General features: G+C 69.5%; 16 protein-coding genes and 1 tRNA gene. 13 read left to right on the top strand and 4 right to left on the bottom strand.

Annotated elements, in window-relative coordinates:
* Positions 1–68 precede the first annotated feature (68 nt).
* The 4 genes from E6W39_RS14170 to E6W39_RS14155 all read left to right on the top strand — a co-directional run bounded on the left by E6W39_RS14170 (position 69) and on the right by E6W39_RS14155 (position 5717).
* Positions 69–830 carry a 4'-phosphopantetheinyl transferase family protein gene (locus E6W39_RS14170; RefSeq protein WP_141633854.1) on the top strand — a complete coding sequence of 254 codons (762 nt, stop codon included), beginning with the start codon at positions 69–71 and terminating at the stop codon, positions 828–830.
* Between the two features lie 155 nt (positions 831–985).
* A complete protein-coding gene (locus E6W39_RS14165; RefSeq protein WP_181799270.1) occupies positions 986–2581 on the top strand; it encodes a glycosyltransferase family 2 protein in 1596 nt (531 codons plus the stop codon).
* A complete protein-coding gene (locus E6W39_RS14160) occupies positions 2578–3672 on the top strand; it encodes a glycoside hydrolase family 26 protein (RefSeq protein WP_141633853.1) in 1095 nt (364 codons plus the stop codon). The genes E6W39_RS14165 and E6W39_RS14160 overlap by 4 nt, the downstream gene beginning before the upstream one ends.
* Positions 3669–5717: an ArnT family glycosyltransferase gene (locus tag E6W39_RS14155; RefSeq protein WP_141633852.1), complete on the top strand. Its 2049-nt coding sequence runs from the start codon at positions 3669–3671 to the stop codon at positions 5715–5717. Before E6W39_RS14160 ends, E6W39_RS14155 begins: the two co-directional genes overlap by 4 nt.
* Before the next feature lie 265 nt (positions 5718–5982).
* On the opposite strand, the gene E6W39_RS14150 is transcribed toward E6W39_RS14155, so the two are convergent.
* Positions 5983–6981, bottom strand: a complete 999-nt coding sequence (locus E6W39_RS14150) for a ricin-type beta-trefoil lectin domain protein (protein WP_141633851.1) — start codon at positions 6979–6981, stop codon at positions 5983–5985.
* Between E6W39_RS14150 and E6W39_RS14145 the strand changes: the two genes are divergently transcribed.
* From E6W39_RS14145 to E6W39_RS14125, 5 genes are read left to right on the top strand one after another with little or no spacing between them, the layout of a single operon-like run.
* Positions 6939–7649, top strand: coding sequence for a phosphotransferase family protein (locus E6W39_RS14145; RefSeq protein WP_141633850.1), 711 nt, complete (start codon positions 6939–6941; stop codon positions 7647–7649). The genes E6W39_RS14150 and E6W39_RS14145 overlap by 43 nt on opposite strands.
* A gap of 25 nt (positions 7650–7674) precedes the next feature.
* Positions 7675–8076, top strand: a complete 402-nt coding sequence (locus E6W39_RS14140; protein ID WP_181799268.1) for a cupin domain-containing protein — start codon at positions 7675–7677, stop codon at positions 8074–8076.
* Positions 8069–9031 carry a DegT/DnrJ/EryC1/StrS family aminotransferase gene (locus tag E6W39_RS14135; protein WP_181799267.1) on the top strand — a complete coding sequence of 321 codons (963 nt, stop codon included), beginning with the start codon at positions 8069–8071 and terminating at the stop codon, positions 9029–9031. The genes E6W39_RS14140 and E6W39_RS14135 overlap by 8 nt, the downstream gene beginning before the upstream one ends.
* Complete coding sequence (locus E6W39_RS14130) at positions 9025–9297, top strand: hypothetical protein (RefSeq protein ID WP_141633847.1); 273 nt, start codon at positions 9025–9027, stop codon at positions 9295–9297. The genes E6W39_RS14135 and E6W39_RS14130 overlap by 7 nt, the downstream gene beginning before the upstream one ends.
* A gap of 45 nt (positions 9298–9342) precedes the next feature.
* Entirely contained in the window at positions 9343–10434 is a 1092-nt protein-coding gene (locus tag E6W39_RS14125) for a zinc-binding dehydrogenase (RefSeq protein ID WP_141633846.1), read from the top strand.
* Here the strand turns inward: E6W39_RS14125 and E6W39_RS14120 are convergent.
* Entirely contained in the window at positions 10424–11437 is a 1014-nt protein-coding gene (locus tag E6W39_RS14120) for a phosphotransferase (RefSeq protein WP_141633845.1), read from the bottom strand. The genes E6W39_RS14125 and E6W39_RS14120 overlap by 11 nt on opposite strands.
* Positions 11438–11777: 340 nt before the next feature.
* The gene (locus E6W39_RS14115; RefSeq protein WP_141633844.1) at positions 11778–12842 is read right to left on the bottom strand and encodes a hypothetical protein; all 1065 of its coding nucleotides are present in this window, start codon (positions 12840–12842) and stop codon (positions 11778–11780) included.
* A 364-nt stretch (positions 12843–13206) separates the two neighbouring features.
* Here E6W39_RS14115 and E6W39_RS14110 point away from each other — a divergent pair, with 364 nt between their 5' ends.
* From E6W39_RS14110 to E6W39_RS41560, 4 genes are all read left to right on the top strand, one after another.
* Positions 13207–13926: a hypothetical protein gene (locus E6W39_RS14110; protein WP_141633843.1), complete on the top strand. Its 720-nt coding sequence runs from the start codon at positions 13207–13209 to the stop codon at positions 13924–13926.
* 486 nt (positions 13927–14412) lie between these two features.
* The gene (locus E6W39_RS14105) at positions 14413–15144 is read left to right on the top strand and encodes a class I SAM-dependent methyltransferase (protein WP_141633842.1); all 732 of its coding nucleotides are present in this window, start codon (positions 14413–14415) and stop codon (positions 15142–15144) included.
* Positions 15145–15220: 76 nt separating this feature from the next.
* Complete coding sequence (locus E6W39_RS14100; protein ID WP_141633841.1) at positions 15221–16210, top strand: TRM11 family SAM-dependent methyltransferase; 990 nt, start codon at positions 15221–15223, stop codon at positions 16208–16210.
* A 312-nt stretch (positions 16211–16522) separates the two neighbouring features.
* Positions 16523–18484 (top strand): recombinase family protein, encoded by a 1962-nt coding sequence (locus tag E6W39_RS41560; RefSeq protein ID WP_323809150.1) that lies wholly within the window; start codon positions 16523–16525, stop codon positions 18482–18484.
* Here the strand turns inward: E6W39_RS41560 and E6W39_RS14090 are convergent.
* Positions 18446–18518: transfer RNA gene (locus E6W39_RS14090), tRNA-Arg, on the bottom strand. The genes E6W39_RS41560 and E6W39_RS14090 overlap by 39 nt on opposite strands.
* Positions 18519–18614 lie beyond the last annotated feature (96 nt).

Genomic DNA, 18614 nt, shown 5'->3' with positions numbered 1-18614 from the left:
CATCACCGCGCATACGGTGGGATGACAGGAGATCAGAACCGGTCGGAAACGGACGACGGATGGTGGGCATGGGGGAGATCGAGGTCTGGCGCATCGCGGTGACGCCGGCCAACAGTGCGGCGGCCGCATCGCTCGCGCCGCGGGTGCTCGACGCCGCCGAGCAGCGCAAGGCCGCCGCCTTCCGCCGCCCGGCGGACCAGGACCTCTACCGGATCGCCCACGTCGCGCTGCGCATCCTGCTCGCCGACCGCCTCCACCGCCCCGCCGCCGAACTGCGCTTCCGCCAGGCCGCCTGCCCCGGCTGCGGCAAGCCGCACGGCCGTCCCGAGGTGGTCTCGGACGAGCCGTTGGAGTTCTCCCTCTCGCACACCACCGGTCTCGCCCTGATCGCCCTGGCCCCCGACACCGTGGGTCTGGACGTCGAGCGGCTCGCGGCCTTCGGCGCCGCCACCGACATCGCCGGCCAGCTGCACCCCGCCGAGCAGGCCGAACTCGCCGCCGTCGCCGCCGACCTGCGTCCGGCGGCCACCCTGCGCTGCTGGGTCCGCAAGGAGGCCTACCTCAAGGGCACCGGCATGGGCCTGGGGGCCGGCACCGACGCCGACTACGTGGGCCTCGGCCCGGGCTACCCCGCCCACCCCGCCACCCCGCCGCCCGGCTGGGTCATCCAGTCCGTCCCGGTCCCCGACGCCTACGACGCCGCGATCGCGCTGCGCACCGACGCCCCCGCGCCGCTGCCCCTCACCGTCCGAGACCTCGACCTCGGCCCCGGCCTTGACCGGGACCTCGACCTGGGCCCTGACCTGGGGATCGGCCCCGGGATCGGCTGAGAAGGCGGGGCAGCGTACCCGGGTTCCGGCCGGGGGCGACGGCTGTCGTCCCCGAGTTCGGCATTCGAAGATTTGCGCCTTAGTATGCCCTTCTCCAAGCTCACGCAGGTTCCGTGAAGAACCGTTGGGTTCTCCGGTCAGGGGGTACCGGCGCAGTGAACACATACCCGGCCGCTGTCCGAAGTGGTGGGCAGCGACGTGCCCCCAGGAACGGGTATCCGGCTGCCCCGGCAGGCCTGCTGCCGACTCCTCCCGACGACCGGGAGAAGCAGAGTTACGTCAAGCGCTACAGCTGGATCCTGACGACCAGTTCGTTCATCGGCTTCGTCTGCGTCCTGATCAGCCAGCTCGACACCGCCCGCCACAGCGCCTGGATCTGGGTCTTCGCGCCCATCCTGCTGCTGTCCGTGGTGGGGTTCGGGATATCGATGCGCCTGGAGCTCTTCGCGCCCAGCTTCGACATCAAGGCCCACCGGCGGCTGGTGCGCGAGTGGCAGCCGGCGCGGTATCCCAGCGTCGACGTCTTCCTGCCCATCTGCGGTGAACCGATCGAGGTGCTGCACAACACCTGGATGTACGTGCGGCAGCTGACCGAGACCTACCCGGGCGACGTGCAGGTGCTGGTGCTGGACGACGGCGACAGCGCCGAAGCCCGGGCCATGGCCGCGGACTTCGGCTTCCGCCACCTGGTCCGCCCCAACCGGGGCTGGTTCAAGAAGGCCGGCAACCTGCGCTACGGCTTCGAGAACTCCGGCGGCGACGCGATCCTCATCCTCGACGCCGACTTCGCCCCGCGCGCCGACCTGCTGCACGAGCTGCTGCCCTACCTGGACGCCGACCCGCGCACCGCGATCGTCCAGTCGCCGCAGTACTTCCGCGTACTGGACCAGCAGAACTGGGTCGAGCGCGGCGGCGGCGCGGTGCAGGAGCTGTTCTACCGCTCGGTCCAGGTCTCCCGGCAGCGCAGCGACGGCTCGATCTGCGTGGGATCCTGCGCCGTCTACCGCCGCGCCGCGCTGGACGAGATCGGCGGCACCAGCCTGATCGAGCACTCCGAGGACATGCACACGGGCTTCGACCTGCGCGCCCGCGGCTGGGACCTGCGCTACGTGCCGCTCGCACTGTCCACCGGCATCTGCCCGGACACCATCGGCGCCTACTACAACCAGCAGTACCGCTGGTGCATGGCGTCCATGAGCATGCTCGGCAGCCTCAACGACTTCTGGCGGGTGCGGATGCGCTTCGCCAGCCGGCTCTGCTACATCTCCGGCTTCGTCTACTACATCGAGACCGCGCTCCTCACCTTCACGGCCCCGCTGATCGCGCTGACCCTGCTGATCCACTACCCGTACCAGCTGCAGGCCACCAACATGTGGATGGTCGCGCCCAGCTTCCTGTACCTGACGGTGATCTACCCGCTGTGGCACCGCAACCCCTACCGGCTCGAAGCCTGGGCGACCCGGGTGATGTACGGGTGGGCGCACGTCTTCGCGATCTGGGACGTCGTCCGGCGGCGCCCGATGGGCTGGCAGCCGACCGGGTCCAGCGGCGCCAAGAAGAACAAGACCCAGCGCTTCTGGGGCGGCATGTGGTTCTGGAGCGCGCCCACGGCGGTGCTCTGGCCCGCCCTCGCCTTGTGGCGGATGACCGGCTCCGACCCGGCCAACTACGCGCTCATGCTCGGCTCCGGGCTGTTCTACGCGGTGGCGGTCGGCCGCGTCCTGGTCCAGCCCAAGGAGGTGCAGGCATGACGCGTACGCCGCGCACCGGCGGGCAGGCCGGCACTCCGCGCACGGGCGGGCAGGCCGGTATGCCGAGCACCGGCCTGCCGGCCGCAGCCCGCCTGCTGCTCGCCGTGGTGGCCGCGGCGCTCTTCCTGTCCGGCTGCGCCGCCGACGGGTCCGCGCCGATCGGCGGGGGCGGGAACGGTGCCCAGCCGGCCCAGACCGTGGCCGGCGGCGGCAGCACGGTGGTGCCGGTGCAGCCCTACGACATCCGTCCGCTGCTGAACCCCGCCAAGAAGTTCTTCGGAGCGACCTTCGACGGGGTACCGCAGAACCTGAGCCCGGTCCAGCAGTACGCCACCAAGGTCGGCCGCACGCCGACCCTGCTGGAGTACTACCTGGGGTGGGGCGACGCGCTCCAGGCCGACCAGACCCGCGCGGTCTGGCGGGACGGCCAACTCCCCTACATCGCCTGGGAGCCCTACAAGGCGACGATGGCGCAGATCGCCGGTGGCAGCCAGGACGCCTACATCGTCAGCACTGCCAAGACCCTGCGGGCCATCAACGTCCCGGTGGCCATCAGCCTCGGCCACGAGATGAACGGCAACTGGTACCCCTGGGGCACCAAGCAGTCGAACGCCGCCGACTTCGTCAAGGCCTGGCAGCACGTCCATGACGTCTTCCAGGACCAGGGCGTCTCAACGGTGATCTGGGTCTGGAGCCCGAACATCGTCAACCCGGCGCCGAACGTGGCCCTCAAGCCCTACTACCCCGGGGACGGCTACGTCGACTGGGTCGGCGTGGTCGGCTACTACGCGCTGACCGGAGCGCAGAACTTCAGCCAGCTGTTCGGCCCGACCTTCAGTCAGATCCGCACCTTCACCCAGCGGCCCTTCCTGCTGGCCGAGACCGGCTCCCAGCCGAGCCCGCGCAAACCCGGGCAGATCACCGAACTGCTGAAGACGGTGGCGGACCAGCCGGACGTGGTCGGCTTCATCTGGTTCGACCTGAACAAGGAGACCGACTGGCGGGTCGACAGCAGCCCGGACACGCTGGCCGCCTTCCGCGCCGGCGCCGCGAACCCCGCGTACGACATCAACCTGACGGGCCTGAAATGACCGACACCCAGGCCGAGGCCGGCCAGGTTCCCGACGACGGCGCGAGCCCGGCGCAGGGCCGACCGATCGGCGGGGCGACTCCTGCGGCGCGGGTGCCGGCGCCGGCACCCGCGCGCGAGGACGCGTTCGCCGAGCCGCTCAACTCCAGGACGATGCCGCTGCGCATCCTGCGGGAGCTGCCCGACCAGGGCCGGCCGGCGGCACCCGCGGCCCGGCCCGCGATGGGCTCGACGCGCTCCGTCGGCCCCAGGGGCTCCGCGGGCTTCATCGGCTTCGAGGACGACGACGGCCCGGAGCCGTTCGAGCCGATCAACTCCACCACCATGCCGCTGCGCATCCTGCGCTCCTTCCCCGGCCCGCGCCGAACCGAGGCCCCCGAGCCGCAGGAGTACCCGGAGCCGCTCAACTCCCGGACCATGCAGCTACGGGTGCTGCCCCCCATGCCGGCGGACCCCGATCCCGGCTACGCATTCGTCGAACCGCCGCTGCCCGGCTGGACCCTGCCCCCGGTGCCGGCCATGGGCTGGGCGTCCGACACCGGCCGCCGGCGCCGCCTGGTCAGCCAGGCGCTGCTGCTGGTGATCCTGCTGGTGCAGGCCGCGCTGTCGCTGCGACTGGCCAACGCCGCGTTCGAGGACGAGGCGCTGTACATCTACGCCGGACACGTGGAGATCGGGCACCTGTTCTACGGCCACATCGAATACGGCGGCTTCGGCAGCTACTTCTCCGGTGCGCCCACCCTCTACCCGGTGCTGGCCGCCTCGGTCGACTCGCTGTTCGGCCTGGCCGGGGTCCGAGCCATGAGCCTGGTGTTCATGCTGGTCGCCACCGCCTGCCTGTACGGGCTGACCAGGCGGCTGTTCAACGAGCGCGCCGGCCTGTGCGCGGCAGCCCTGTTCTCGGTGTCCATGCCGACGCTCTTCCTCGGCCACTTCGCCACCTACGACGCGATGGCCGTCTGCCTGCTCGCCCTGAGCGCCTGGCAGCTGGTAACCGTGGCCCCCCGGCACTGGGCGCTGACCGCCCCCGTGGGGCTGATCACCGCCCTGGCCGTGGGCGTCAAGTACGCCTCCGCGCTGTTCCTGCCCACCCTCGTGCTGCTCCTGGTCCTGGCCGCCTACCGCTCCCACGGGATGCGCGGCGCCCTGCAGCGCGGCGCCGTCTTCGCCGGTACGACGGTGACGGCACTGGTGGCGGCACTGCTGAGCAGCGGCTACCTGAGCGCGATCCAGAGCACCACGACCGCCCGCGCCCACGGCACCACCACCGCGTTGCAGATCCTGCAGGCCAGCGGCCGCTGGGCGGGCCCGCTGGTGGCCGTGGCGACGGTCGGCTCGGTGCTCTACGCCCGCACCGCACGGCTCAGCGAGGTCCCGGGATGGCGGCGGGCGGTCCCGGGCCGGCGCTGGCGGACCGCCATCGGCGTGCTGCTGACCGGCACGGCGCTGCTGGCACCGGCCTACCAGATCCACCTGCAGTCGGAGACCTCGCTGCAGAAGCACATCGGATTCGGACTCTTCTTCGCCGCGCCGATGGCGGGCGTCGGCGTCACCCGGCTGATGGGCGCCCACTTCAAGTTCCCGCAGTGGGCCATCGCCATCGGTGTGCTGGCGCTCACGCTGGGCATGAGCCAGTCCGTCTCCTACTACGGCAGCTGGCCGGACACCCGCTACCTGATCCCGCAGCTCGCCTACACGGTGCGCCCCGGGCAGCACTGGCTCGGCGACCCGGAGGAAGGCCCCATCTACTACCTGAGCCGGGAGCACCTGACCTCCTACCAGGACTGGCTGTCGTTCTTCTACATCGACTACAAGACGAAGGACGGCCGACACCTCTCCGGGATCCCCGGCTACCGCGCCGCCGTCGACGACGGCTACTTCGACGGCGTCGTCCTGGACTACTCCAACGGACTCCCCGCCGCCGAGGACGCGGTCCGCCAGGAACTGCGCTCCACCGGCCACTACCGCCTCCTCAGCGCCCTGCCCTACCAGACCTCCACCGGCGGCGGCCACTTCGAGATCTGGGTACGGCAGACATCATCCTGAGCACGCCCGGAGCGGAGCAGCCGCCGACTCCGAGCACCCGGCGGCCCTGAGCCCGCTGGCCGCTCGGAGCAGCCAGCGGTGCGGCTGGGGCTGGGCTTGGGTCCAGGGCTCTAGCGACGCCTGTCCGCGCGCCCTCCGGCTCAGCGGCAGCGTGCCATGTCGCCAGCGGCGAGGACCCGCGCTGCTCGGCTCGGACTAGGCCACAGTAAGGCCTCTGACCAGCAAAAACGCCCCGCTGATCCGGCTCGGATCGGCGGGGCGTGGTTTAGATGACGAAGTTGCAGTCGTCCTGGACGACGGCCTTGGCGCCCGAGTTGCCCGGGGTGGCGCTGCTCCACAGGGTGTTCGCCGCGGTGCCGGGAGTGGGGTAGGTGGGGTTGCCGTTGGCGTCGGTCAGGGGCTTGTAGACGACGAGGTTGCCGTCGGTTTGCATGGTGGCCCAGGCACCGGGGTTGTTGTAGGTCTTGGTGGACCACAGGGATTGGCCGGTTTTCAGGGAGTAGAGGACGAGGTTCCCGTCCGGTTGCATGACCAGGCGCGTGTGTCCCGAGTAGGCGGTGTCGCCCGGGCGCAGGATGCTGCCGCCGGTGAGGGTGGGGTTGACGTTGGCGCCGAGGAGTCCGAGCGTGACGGGGTTGCCGAGCCGGGGTGTGCTGCCGTTCGGTGCGACGCCTGGGTATTCGTAGACCTGCTGAAGGTTGTTGACGGCGTAGAGGTCGGGGTTGCCGTCGCCGTTCACGTCACCGGGCGTGATCACGCTTGGAAAGGTGGTGCTGTTGAGGCCGATGTTGAGGATGGTCTGCGGAGTGGGCAGGGCAGTGCCGGACGCCCAGTTCTGAGAGCTGGTGCTGTTGCAGGCCCAGATCTGCAGTTGGGCGGTGCCGTCGGTGCTGCCCTGGGGGTCATCCAGGCACATGCCGGAGTTCGGGTTCTGCAACGATCCGGCGCTGGTGCCGGGGACCCACTGCTGGGCGGGGCTGCCGTTGCACGTCCACAGCTGGACTTTGGTGCCCGCCGCAGTGCCGGCCTTGGTGACGTCCAGGCACTTGCCCACGAAGTGAAGGGTGTTGTCGGCTCCGTATGTGACGGCCTGGGCGGGAGTGCTGTTGCACTGCCACAGGCGGACGGTCGCGCCGTCGCTGATGCCGCCGCCGTCATCGGCGCACAGCGTGCTGTTGTTGCTGCCGACCACGGCGGAGACCAGAGGGGTGTTGGTGGGCGGTGTCAGCGTGGCGGTCGGAATGCCGTTGCTGTCGAAGGTCAACCGTGGAGACCCGCTGCCCTGGCCGCCCTCTCGACTACGCCAGCACCGGGAGTACCGACGCTGCGGCAGCCGTGCGCGCCGGCGTCACCCTGCGCCGGATTCACGACGTCGCCGTCACGGGTTTCGGGCGCATCGACCCTGCGAACGGCGGGGGCCAGTACGCCAGTTGTCGCGACTGGCTGCGGGCCGCCACGACCATCGAGCCTCCACCGACGCTGCCCAGCGACACCGTCGCACTGCTCGGGCGTGCCTACCGAACGCTGCACCTGGGCGCCAGGCTCATGTCGCGCACACCGGCGCGGCTGCTGCACGGCGACCTCGTGGCCCGGCACGTGTTCAGCGAGGGGCAGGAGATCACCGGCGTCATCGACCTGGAGAGCGTACGCGGTGGTGCCCCGGTCGCCGACCTCGCCGGATTCTCCCTTCAGGAACCGCTGGAGATGTCGGCAGCCTTGTTCGCGGGCTACTTCGAGGATGACAAGCCGGTGAAGGCCCTCATGCCGCTGGCGCTGTGCCGCCTGCGAATTGCCGTCTCCCTCCTGAACTACCACGCCTTGTGCAACGACACCGCGCTGGTCGAGCTGCGGACCGCGCAGATCGCCGCGGAACTGGACGACATGTCCAGCGGTGACCTCTCCCTTCTGCCGCGCATCACCTCAAACCTCTGACACTCGATCGGAAGGACCGTTCCCCGTGACCGTGTTCCACGCTGCTGACCGCCAGCGGATCACCACCGCCGACTTGCCCGACGGCAGTTCGGTGTTTTCCTCCGGCCAGTTCGTCATCCGAGCCGATGGCACCGCCCGTTTCGACCGGCACTACCACGACTTCCCCGAGCTGTGGATGGTCGCCGCCGGCCGAGGCACTGTCTTGGTCGGCGGCACCGAGCACCAGGTCGGCCCCGGCGACATCGTCTACACCGCCCCTGGCCTGGAGCACGACATCCTCAACGTCAGCGATGAACTGCGCGTCTTCTGGCTCTCCTTCGACAGGCCGAACGGCTCGGCCGGTGCCCACCTGCACCGCACCCCCAGCGACGCCGCCAAGCACCTCGTCCCCGCTCACCCGAACACCGAAGCAGGTCACTGTGGCTGACCGCTCCAGCACCGCCGGTCGACAGGTCGTTGCCATCCCGTTCCCGCGCACCGCCAAGTACGGCACGGCCGAGAAGGAGGCCGTTTGCGCGGCCCTAGAAGACGGTCACCTGTCGGACATCGACCGTGGTCCCAGGATCGCCGCCATCGAAGACGCGTTCACCGCCCTGACCGGCGCCCAGCACGCGCTGTCCTTCAACTCCGGTACCGCGTCTCTGCATGCCGCGCTGCACGGGGTCGGTGCTGGTCCGCACGCCGGCGTCGTGGTCTCCCCGATGACGTGGGTCTCCGCGATCACCGCGGTCCTCCAGGCCGGCTCCTACCCCGTCTTCTGCGATATCGAGCAGACCAGCCCCAACCTGTCCGCTGACAGCCTCGCCCATCTGCCCGGTACCTACTCAGCCGTGCTCGCCACCCATGCCTGGGGCATCCCCGCACGGATGGACGACCTCGCCGACGTGACCAAGCTGCCCATCGTGGAGGACTGCTCCCACGCCCACGGCGCCGTCTACCGAGGACGACCGGTCGGCTCCTGGGGAGCGGCCGGGTGCTTCAGCCTCCAGGAGTCCAAGTCCGTCTCCGGCGGTGAGGGCGGGGTGATGACCACCTCTGACCGCCAGGTCTACGAGCGCGCTCTCACTCTCGGCCACCACCCCCGGCGCCTGGACCGGGAACTCACCCTGGCGAGCCTTCGCCCCATGGCCGCGAGCGGGGCCGCCTACAAATTCCGGATGCCCGTGCTGTCCGCCGTCATCGCCACCGAGCAACTACGCGGCCTGCCTGGGCGGATGAAGGCCGCCGAGGCTAACTTCGCCACCCTGTGCGAAGTCCTGGCCAGCTTCGATGCACCCATCACCGTCCCCACGCTCGATGAGACCTCGGTGCGGGGTGGTACGGCACCCCGCTCATCCTCACCCAGCGCGTCCATGACCCTCAGCGGCTGCGGGACATGCTGACGCAAGCCAGGGTGCCGATCAGGCCGTTGTACGAGGACTGGGTCAACGCCCCTCTCCTGCAGCACCCCGATCTCGCAGCCCGCTACTGGCCGCACCTGGCCCACACCGCCTACACCCCGCCCACGCGGCAGATGCTGGCGAACTACTACCGGGCTCGACGGCAAATGCTCGTCCTCAAGATTCCCCACGTCCCGGCCCCTGACTACATGGAGCAGGTCGCCAGCGCCACGGTCATGGCCGTGCAGTGCGCTCTGTCTGACTCCTGAGTATCCGTCAGCATCACATAGCCGAAGCCGAAGGAGACATTGACCATGTCCTACCGCTGCCGCGCCGCCGTCCTCATGGCCCCGGGTGAGCCTCTGACGATCGAGGAGATCGAGCTTGCCGAGCCTGCTGCGGGCGAAGTTCTGGTCCGCACCGTCAGCGCCGGGATCTGCGCGACCGACCTGCACTTCGCAGTCGGCCGCTTCCCGTACCCAGTCCCCACTGTCCTGGGTCACGAGGCCAGTGGAGTCATCGAAGCGGTCGGCCCCGGCGTCACCAGCTTCTCTGCTGGGGATCGGGTGATCGTCTGCGATCAGATCTTCTGCGGCCGTTGCGCAGCCTGCCTGTCCGGCGCGATGGTCTACTGCACCGACACCTCTGGCAAGGAGCGTCAACGCCACCGCCTGACCCTGGCCGGCCAGCCGATCCGTCAGTACCTCGGCGTGTCCGCATTCGCCGAGCTGATGCTCACCGACGCCAACGCCCTCATTCCGCTGCCGCCGGACATCTCGCATGACGCCGGCGCCCTCCTGGGATGCTGCCTGACCACCGGCCTGGCTTCGGTCTTCAACGTGGCCCAACCCAAGCCAGGGGACAGCATTGCCGTCTTCGGCTGCGGTGGCGTCGGTCTCGGCGCCGTCCAGGGCGCACGCATCGCCGGTGCGACACAGATCATCGCCGTCGACCTGGAAGACCACCGGCTGGCCGCCGCAGCCAAGGTTGGCGCCACCGTCACGATCAACGCCGGCTTCAAGGACCCGGTGGAGGAGATCCGGGCCGTCGCCCCAGGCGGTGTGAACCGTTCCATCGAGGCGGTCGGCCTGATCGAAACCGCGGGCCAGGCGTTCGCGGTGCTCGCGCCCGGCGGACAGGCCACCGTGCTCGGCATGCTCCCAGCCGGAGCCGCGGTGCCGGTGCCGGGTAGCCTCCTTCGGCACGGACGCTCCCTGGGAGGCAGCGTCATGGGCTCCGTGCGCAGCCGCGCCGACATCCCCCGGTACGCCGACCTCGCCCGTACTGGCATGCTGGCGGCCGACGATATCGCCACCCATCGCCGCCCGCTCCAGGAGATCAACGAGGCCCTACGAGCCGCGACGGCGCGCGAGGGTATCCGGCAGATGATCCGGTTCACGCTTTAGCAATGAACGCGGCCACAACCTCCTCGCGGCGTTCGGTCCACCACGACAGCATCCGCTCCTGAGGGGCGAAGAGGTCGTCGCATGAGTGGTCGCTGCGGTCGTAGTGGAAGACCAGCACCCATGGGTCCGTCATCCGCTTCCACCACAACCGGCTGACCGCATCCTCCAGCTCCGCCGGGCTGATCGCGATCACCGACCGGTAGCCGTCCATGAACGCCGCAACACGCTCCGAGTCGAGGACGCCGTCCGCACCGCCGAACTGCACCGTGGCGGTGCGGACGGCCTCCTCGCCGAACGGGCGGACGCGAATGCGGTCCCAGTCCAGGACGGCGACGATCTCGCTGTCCTGCCATAGGACATTCCGGTACTGGAAGTCGCCGTGCGTCCAGCCGAAGGGTCCAGCCGGAGCCGCCGACACTGGCCTCTCGTCGGCGAACTTCTCCAGCAACAGCCTGCGTTCGACCAGAAATCGGGCCGCCTCTTCGTCGAAGGAGGTCGGCTCGCCCAAGGTGGCGAGCTGCGCGAGAAAGCGCTCAATCTGAGCGAGGGTGGCCTCAGGAGCCGTAACGGACGCGGCGGGGACGTCGATGACCGGCGGGAGGCCGGTCAAGGTGCGGTTGAGGACCTCGTGCAGGTGACCCAGCAGCGCCCCCAGCGCGGTGACCTCGCTCAGGGGCAGGTCGGTGCCCGGGCGGTGCCGACCTTCGACCCAGGAGACGAGGGAGAATCCGTCCCGGCCCACTTCGACGACCGGGTCCGCGTCCGCTGTCTGCCTCGGCGACGGCGCCGGGACGCCGGTTTTGGCCAGAGCTGACAGTGTCCGGAGGTTGCGCCGGGCCAGGTCGAAGGGAACATCTCTGATCTTCTTGAGTGCGAAGATCCCGGCGTCGGCCTCGATGCGCCAGTTGTCGTTCATCAGCCCGTCGGGCAAGTGCACGACCTCGCGGACACTGCCGATGTGGAACTGCGAAGACAGGTAGTCGAGACAGTCCGGGCCGCTCATGCTCCCTGTCGCCGAGGCGAACCGTTGGCCACTCACCCCACCGAGCGTATCGGACATTGACCCCCGTACGGGGTTCACCGCACCAAGCTGCCAGCAACTGGCGCATCACTCGCCGCAGTGGCTATCGGAGCCCTGGTTCAGTGGCGATCCAGCACCGTGGTGTGGCAATCAGTTGTGCCCTGGTTCAACCAACCCCGCGACGCCTCCGGCGACTGGTGCCGGACAGCGTGGCCGCACCCTCCCTTGGGCCATCAGATACGGCAGAGCTTGCCAGGCACTGGCACTGGCACTGGCGTCTGGATGCACCGAGCATCCGGACGCGTCGCTCTGGCAGGCGTGGTCAGTGCCCATCGGGCGCCGGGTAGGAGTGGAGTGCCGTGAGTGGCAGGTCCAGGTTCACGCGAGCGCAGTGCCGGCGCCAGCGGTCGGTGACCTCGGGGGTCGCGGTGTCCGGGCCGTCGCCGAAGATCCGCTCGCCGGAGCAGGACGTGGCCAGATGGCGCACGGCCTGGCGCAGGCGGCGGCCCGTGACACGGTGCTGGTAGATCGATTCGGAGAGCGTCGGGAAGGTGACCGCCATGGCCGAGCCATGCATGAACACGTCCGAGCGACGGATCGCCACCACCTCGCGGATCGGGCGGTTCGTCAGGCGCAGCAGTCCGAACAGTGCCCGGTCACGGGCATCCGCGGCCGGTATCGCGGCCAGAACCCGGTCCACGTCGGGCCGGCGGCGGGCCGCTCTGACCCGGCGGAGCCAGCCGCCGATGGCGGTGAGGACGGCGCCGCCGGAGAACAGTCCGAGACCGGTGGCGCTGGTGAAGATCCAGTGCACCGCCTGGCCGAGCGTGTAGGCCCAGGTGCGCCGCACGGAGACCTCGACGTCGATCGGCGCGGCGCTCGATAGCACCTGGTCGCTGCTGGTGCGATACACCACGGCGTCGATGTGGATATGCGCCTGGCCCGGGGAACCGAGGTGCAGGCCGAAGCTCCAGGTGACGGCCCGGCCCGGGACGACTACCGGTTTGCGCATGTCATCGTAGGACGCGCAGCTGACACCGTCGCAGGTGAGGCGGATGCCTACGTCGCCGCCTGTCGGTACGTCCTGGGGCGGGGCCACCCAGCCCTGCGGAACGGGATCGGGGTGCGCGAGCTGCGGTCCCTTGCCGAGGTCGGTCACGGTGATCTCGAAGGTGTGGTCCGTGCCGACGTCCACCGAGCCGAGGTTGGTGTAGAGCAACTGCCCACGGTCCAGGGCATGTTGGTCGGCGCGCAGGTTGGCGACGTAGTCGACCTGGCTGGTGTCGGGAGGCGGGCTGTTGCCGGTGTTGTCGCCGCCACAGCCGCCGAGCAGCAGAACGAGCAGCAGGGCGGCGCCCGCCGTACGCGCCTGGTCGTACCGACCCACGTTCGCCCCCTCCGACCAGCCAACCGTGAGCACGCCAAAGATAACTGATAGTGGGTCACCAGGTACGGCTTCGTTTCGAGTGGATGATGCTCCAGACCGCGAGGTGGAGCTGTCCTGGTAGCGGGCTTGGAGGACTCGAAGGGGGAGTGCTCCAAAGGCAGTTCACCGTCATCGCTAGTCAGAGGCCCCTTTCTCAGCCTGGCGAGCTGACGGTACATCAGGTTGATTTGCATCGTGACCGACGATGCGTCGGTGGTAGTGGCGGCGTCTGGCGGTCGCTTGATGACGATGCCCTTGCTCTGACGTTCGCCGTATTTCGCCCGGACGGAGCCGTTAGTTGCACGCGGTTGCAGGCAACCCGCACTTGACCGCCGATATGGTGGCCCGCCTGCAGGAGAGTGCGGACCCGTCCGTGCGCGTTGCGGTGGCCTACAGCCGCCATGCCACCCCGGAGACCCGGGACCGGCTGCTCGCGCTGGTGGAAGCCGAGGATGCTGCCGGCAGTGACGACGCCGCCGTCGCTCTCCGCTGGTCGCCCTACAAGCCGAACTGGCTGCGAGACGCATCCCTCGCCGAACGGCTGACCTACCTCGACTGCCCGCACGCGGTGTTCCGGCGGATCCTTGCCGCCAGCCGGGACCTGCCAGAGGAGGCCTGGCAGAGGCTGGACAACGACCCGGACGTGTCCGTCCGCCGCGCAGCCGCCCACCGACCCGACACACCACCACAGGTCCTGCTTCGGCTGCTCCGCGCCCACGGCGAGCGCTCCCATGTCCGCCCCCCGCTGGTGGACCACCCCAACTTCCCGCGCCAAGAGCTGCGCGACTTCGCGGACGATCCGAACCCGGCGGTGCGTTTCCTTGCGCTGAAGGATCCTGGGCTGCCCGCTACGGAGCTGCGGCGGTTCAAGGAGGCCGCGGAGTCGTTTTTGCGCGCGGGCGCGGCCAGACACCCCAACGTCAGCGCGGACCTACTGGAGCAGCTGCTGGCGGACCCGGTGCCCCAGGTCGCCGAGGCAGCTGCGGCCAACCCCGTGCTGTCGCAAGCCCGGATGGAACGAATCCTCGTCGAAGCCGGCCTCTGACGACAGCTCGGAGTTACGCTCCGGCCAGTCGCTGAAGAACGGTCGAGGTGTAGTCCTCCAGGCCTCCGACCGGTGGTCCAGCGGACGCACGCGCCACCGGCCGGCGGGCTCAGGCGACATAGCCTCAGCGACCTGCCTCACCGTCAGAAAGCCGACACAGTCCTCTCGCTGGAGGACACGGGTCGACAGGCCAACGCATGTGTCCCGGCGGATCGCCGCATATAGGTCGACTGTGGTCTTCTGCAGACCCGGGCCCCGTGCGGCGGCGAGGCCACTGGGCGCTCACCGATGGATCGGAGCAACAGGGGCGCGGTAGCAAGGTTGTGGTCGGGGAGTTGGCCCCCATTAGCCGGCGCCCGGGGCCTGTCCCGCCGGTCGTCAGCGGTATGAATTATCGCAAGCTGAGTTGATGGCCCGTTAGAAACGGCCCAAAGTCCGGTTTCTATAGGTGTCAGCGTCACGCGGCGGCCGTCGGGCCGAACCCGCATGAACCAGCCCACCCGCCCCACCCCGTACACCCCCAAGCGCCCCCGCACCAACCCCACCGGCGTCCCCCTGTCGGTCTGGCTGACCGAACCGCTGGCCGGCTGCTGCCCGGTCTGCGAGACCCCCGTCGGCGCGGCCTGCGCCAACCGGATCCCCCTGGGCCTGGCCCGGCAGATCGTCGAAGCGTTCACCGCTCCCGGCGACCTCGTCTACGTCCCCGACGCAGGCAACGCCTCCTGCCTGATCGCCGCCGTCACCACCGGCCGCAAGGCGCTCGGCTACGCCCGCACCCGCCACGACGCCGACCTCGCCTACGCCAACCTCCAGCACCAGGCCGCGCAGGTCGCCTCCCTCGCCCTGCTGCGCCGAGGCCACGCCGGCTCACACTCGACCACCCCCGACCACCACCACGGCAGCGCCCAACTCGCAATCGCCGCCCCGCACGCCTTCACCACCCACGCCGAACTCGCCGCCCTCACCGATGCCTGCGCCCAGGCACTCAAGCCCGACGGTGTGCTGGTGATGACGGCTCGTCAGAGCACCGGCCAGGACACCACCGCCTACCTGATCGCCCACGCCCGGGCCAGCGGACTGGTCTACCTCCAGCACATCGTCGCAGCCGAAGCCACCGCCACTGACGGCCACCTCAACCCCGCCACCCCGGCACCTCTGCGGCCCGCCAGGACTGCGCCTGCCACCACACCCGGCCGTGGCCCGGCCGCCACCACGTGATCCACAAAGACGTGTTCGCCTTCACCAAGCCGTGAAGGCCCCAGCCGCCCCCAGCTCATCGCGTGAGGAGCCCGCTATGACCGCCCACCCCCAGCCCGTCCCCGCCGCCCGGCTGGCTGCTCCATGGTCGCTCGGTGCCGTGCCCGCCCCGGCGACCCTTGCCACGCTGCCGACCTCGGTGTGGGTCACCGCCCAGAAGGACGCCCGCAACCAGCGCCGCGAGCGCTACACCCCGGCCTCCGCCGCCCACCCGGCCAAGATGCTCCCGGCGATCGCCGCCCACGCGATCGCCACCTACACCGCCCCCGGCGAGCTCGTCTTGGACCCGATGTGTGGCATCGGTACGACCTTGGTCGAAGCAGTCCACCTCGGCCGTAACGCCGTCGGCGTCGAGCTCGAAAGCCGCTGGACCGCAGTCGCCCGCGCCAACCTCGCCTTCGCCCGCGCCCAAGGCGCGACTGGTAACGCTCGGGTGAAGACCGGAGACGCCCGCCACACCCACTCGCTGGTCGACGCCAGTCACCGCGGGCGAGTCCAACTGCTGCTCACCTCCCCGCCCTACGGTGCCTCCGTCCACGGTCAAGTCCGCGCCACCCGCGAGACCGGCCGAAGCGGCATCGGCAAGTTCGACACCAGCTACGGCAGCAATCCGGCCAACCTCGCCCACGCCCCGACCGACGACCTCCTCGACGCCTTCACGGCAATCCTCACCAGCTGTTTGCCGCTCCTTGCGCCTGGTGCTCACGTTGCGGTGACCGCCCGACCCTGGCGGCACCAAGGCGAGCTCGTCGATCTCCCCGCCGCTGTCATCGCCGCCGGTCAGGCGGTTGGTCTCACCCCGGTCGAGCGCTGCGTCGCTCTCCTCGCCGGTGTGCGCGACGGCGAACTGGTGGCGCGCCCCTCTTTCTTCCAGCTGCAGAACGTCAGGACTGCCCGCGCGGCCGGAGTACCGATGCACCTCATCGTTCACCAGGACGTCCTCGTGTTCACCAAGCCGGCCGCCGCGAAAGGCCTCGGAGGCCGACAGGCAGAGGGTGACTCGGCCACAAGCGGCGGTACGTGGTGAATGCGTCGGCACACCACCGGATCCCCCGATCAGGTACTTGACCAGGGGGTACCAACCAAGCGTCCATCGACCCAGGCCGGATCCGTAACTGACGTCACATCACAACGGAAGGAGTGGCGGGGGCAGGTACATCACCTCAGGAGCTCGGAGCGTCGCCTCAACCTGCTGTCGGAAGAGGACGAGGCCCTCCGAGCCCACCAGGCGGAAGTCATCCTCAAGATCCTCGCCTGGTTGGCTGCCCATCCAGGGGTGTGAACGACAGTCCGGGGCCGACCTGACAGAAACCGTCGGACAACACGTGATGGAGTAACCATGACCGACGCTGACTACTCGGGTTGGCCCCGTGTCCACACCCCGCCGCACCGTCCCTGGTCGGCCCAGCCCCAGGAGATCGTTCCTCCCATTGAACAGGCCCCGGTGGTGGTGCCAGTCGCCTGGCTCGGTCGTACCTCGGATGAAGACGCGCAGGACCCGACCCTCTCCCTGCCCCGGCAACTGCGCAATGCCCGAGCTGCGATGCCGGCTGGTTGGGTGATCGTCGCCCACTTCTACGACGTTGAGTCCGGCCGCAAGGACCTTGCAGCTCGCGGTAGGGGCAAGGCACATGAGCGGTTCAACATCAACATCCCGCGCGACGGGGGGATCGCCGATCTTCTCACCGAGGCCGAAAGCCCCAAACGAAGGTTCGCCGCCGTCATCTGCGAGTCGATCGAGCGCGTTGCCCGCCGCACCTACTTCGGCACGAAGATCGAGTATGAGCTGGAACGCAACGGCATCGCCCTTTGCGCGGCAGACGAGCCGATCACGATGCCGGGGAAGGCGAAGAAGGCGACGCCCACGCTCACCCGCCGGGTCAAGCAGGCCGTCTCCGAGTGGTATGTCCTGCAGATGCTGGAGCTGTCCTGGGACGGCTTCTGCGAACACACCCGCCAGGGGTGGAACATCGGCAAGCCGCCGTACGGCTACCTCGCTGACAAGGTCCCGCACCCGGTCCCGGCTCGCCGAGCCGAGGGGCGGACCAAGCACCGCCTCGTGCCGGACCCGCAGTGTGGAGCGGTCGTGACCGAGATCTTCCGCCTCCGGGTGGTCCACGGCCTCAGCCACCGAGCCATCGCCAACCGGCTCGACCGCGACCATGCCGTCTACCCGCCGCCGGCCCCCATCCGGACGGACACGGCGGTCGGGCGATGGACCGGCTCGGCGGTACGCGGAATCCTGGAGAACCCGAAGTACACGGGATACCAGGTGTGGAACCGCCGGGCCCGTAAGAAGGGCAACAAGAACAACCCGCCGAGCGAGTGGATCTGGTCTCCGCAGCCCACTCACGAACCGCTGGTCAGCCGTGAGATGTTCGATGCAGCCCTGCCCGTTCCGGGCAACGGGCGACCGACACGGGACCACGGCACCCTCCACAGCCACCCGGCCACCCAGCGCAGCTACCTGCTGCGCTCCTACGTCCGGTGCGAGATCTGCGGGCGCCGGATGTTCGGGAAGTTCAGCAAGGGGCGTGAGTACTACTGCTGCCAACCGAAGACCCGGGAGGAGGTCGAGGGCCCGGGCCACGAACCGCATCCGACCGCAGTCTGGATCAGCGGGAAGGCCCTGACCGATCTGGTCCACACCTTCTTCGCGGAACGGATCTTCGGACCAGATCGGCACAAGCTACTCGCTGCTGAGCTCCGCCCGCCGGAGGCTCACGCCGTGGCCCCCAACCAAGGCAAGGAAGAGGTCCTGCGCCAGGCGATCGCCGACAACGACCGGCGCCAGCAGGCTCTTTTCAGCCAGTTGTCCGATTGCGACTTCGATGGCGACCTGGAGCTGGCCGCCCGCTTCCGCGCCGGGGTGCGGAACAGCTTCAAGGAGCTGGACGCCGCAGGCCAGAAGCTCCGGGCCCAGCCGGCCGAAGTCGTAGCTGAGCGGGCCGGCGACGATACGGCGCAGGACCTTGACGTGCTGAGGTACATCCCATTGCTACGCACGCGCCTGCCGGATGTCCCCGAGGACCTTCAGCGTGAGCTGTACGACGCCTTCCGCCTGGTGGTGCGCTACGACCGGCGGTGTCGCGAGGTGACCCTGCAGGCGACGATCCCGGCCAGGCTAGCGGGCGAGGTCGCCCACCTGGTGGAGCAGGTGTCCTCTATGTGCTTGGCTGATCCCGATGGGAAGCTGGCAGCTGAGGCCGACCAGCCGGAGCCCTGTTCTCACAGTGCCCCGGCTGACCAGCCATCTTGCGAGCGCCCCCGGCAGGACTCGAACCTGCGGCCAAGTGCTTAGAAGGCACCTGCTCTATCCGCTGAGCTACGGGGGCGGGTGGGCGTTGGCGCGGGACCTGTTGGGGTTCCTGCCTATTGCCTTGGGTGCGGGTGGGGGTGATGAAGCCCTTGCCCCGCCGGGACAGGATAAG

The organism is Kitasatospora acidiphila (assembly GCF_006636205.1).
Classification (GTDB): Bacteria; Actinomycetota; Actinomycetes; order Streptomycetales; family Streptomycetaceae; genus Kitasatospora; species Kitasatospora acidiphila.
Note: the sequence above shows the minus strand (reverse complement) of the source record. Positions and strands in the feature narration are given on the sequence as shown.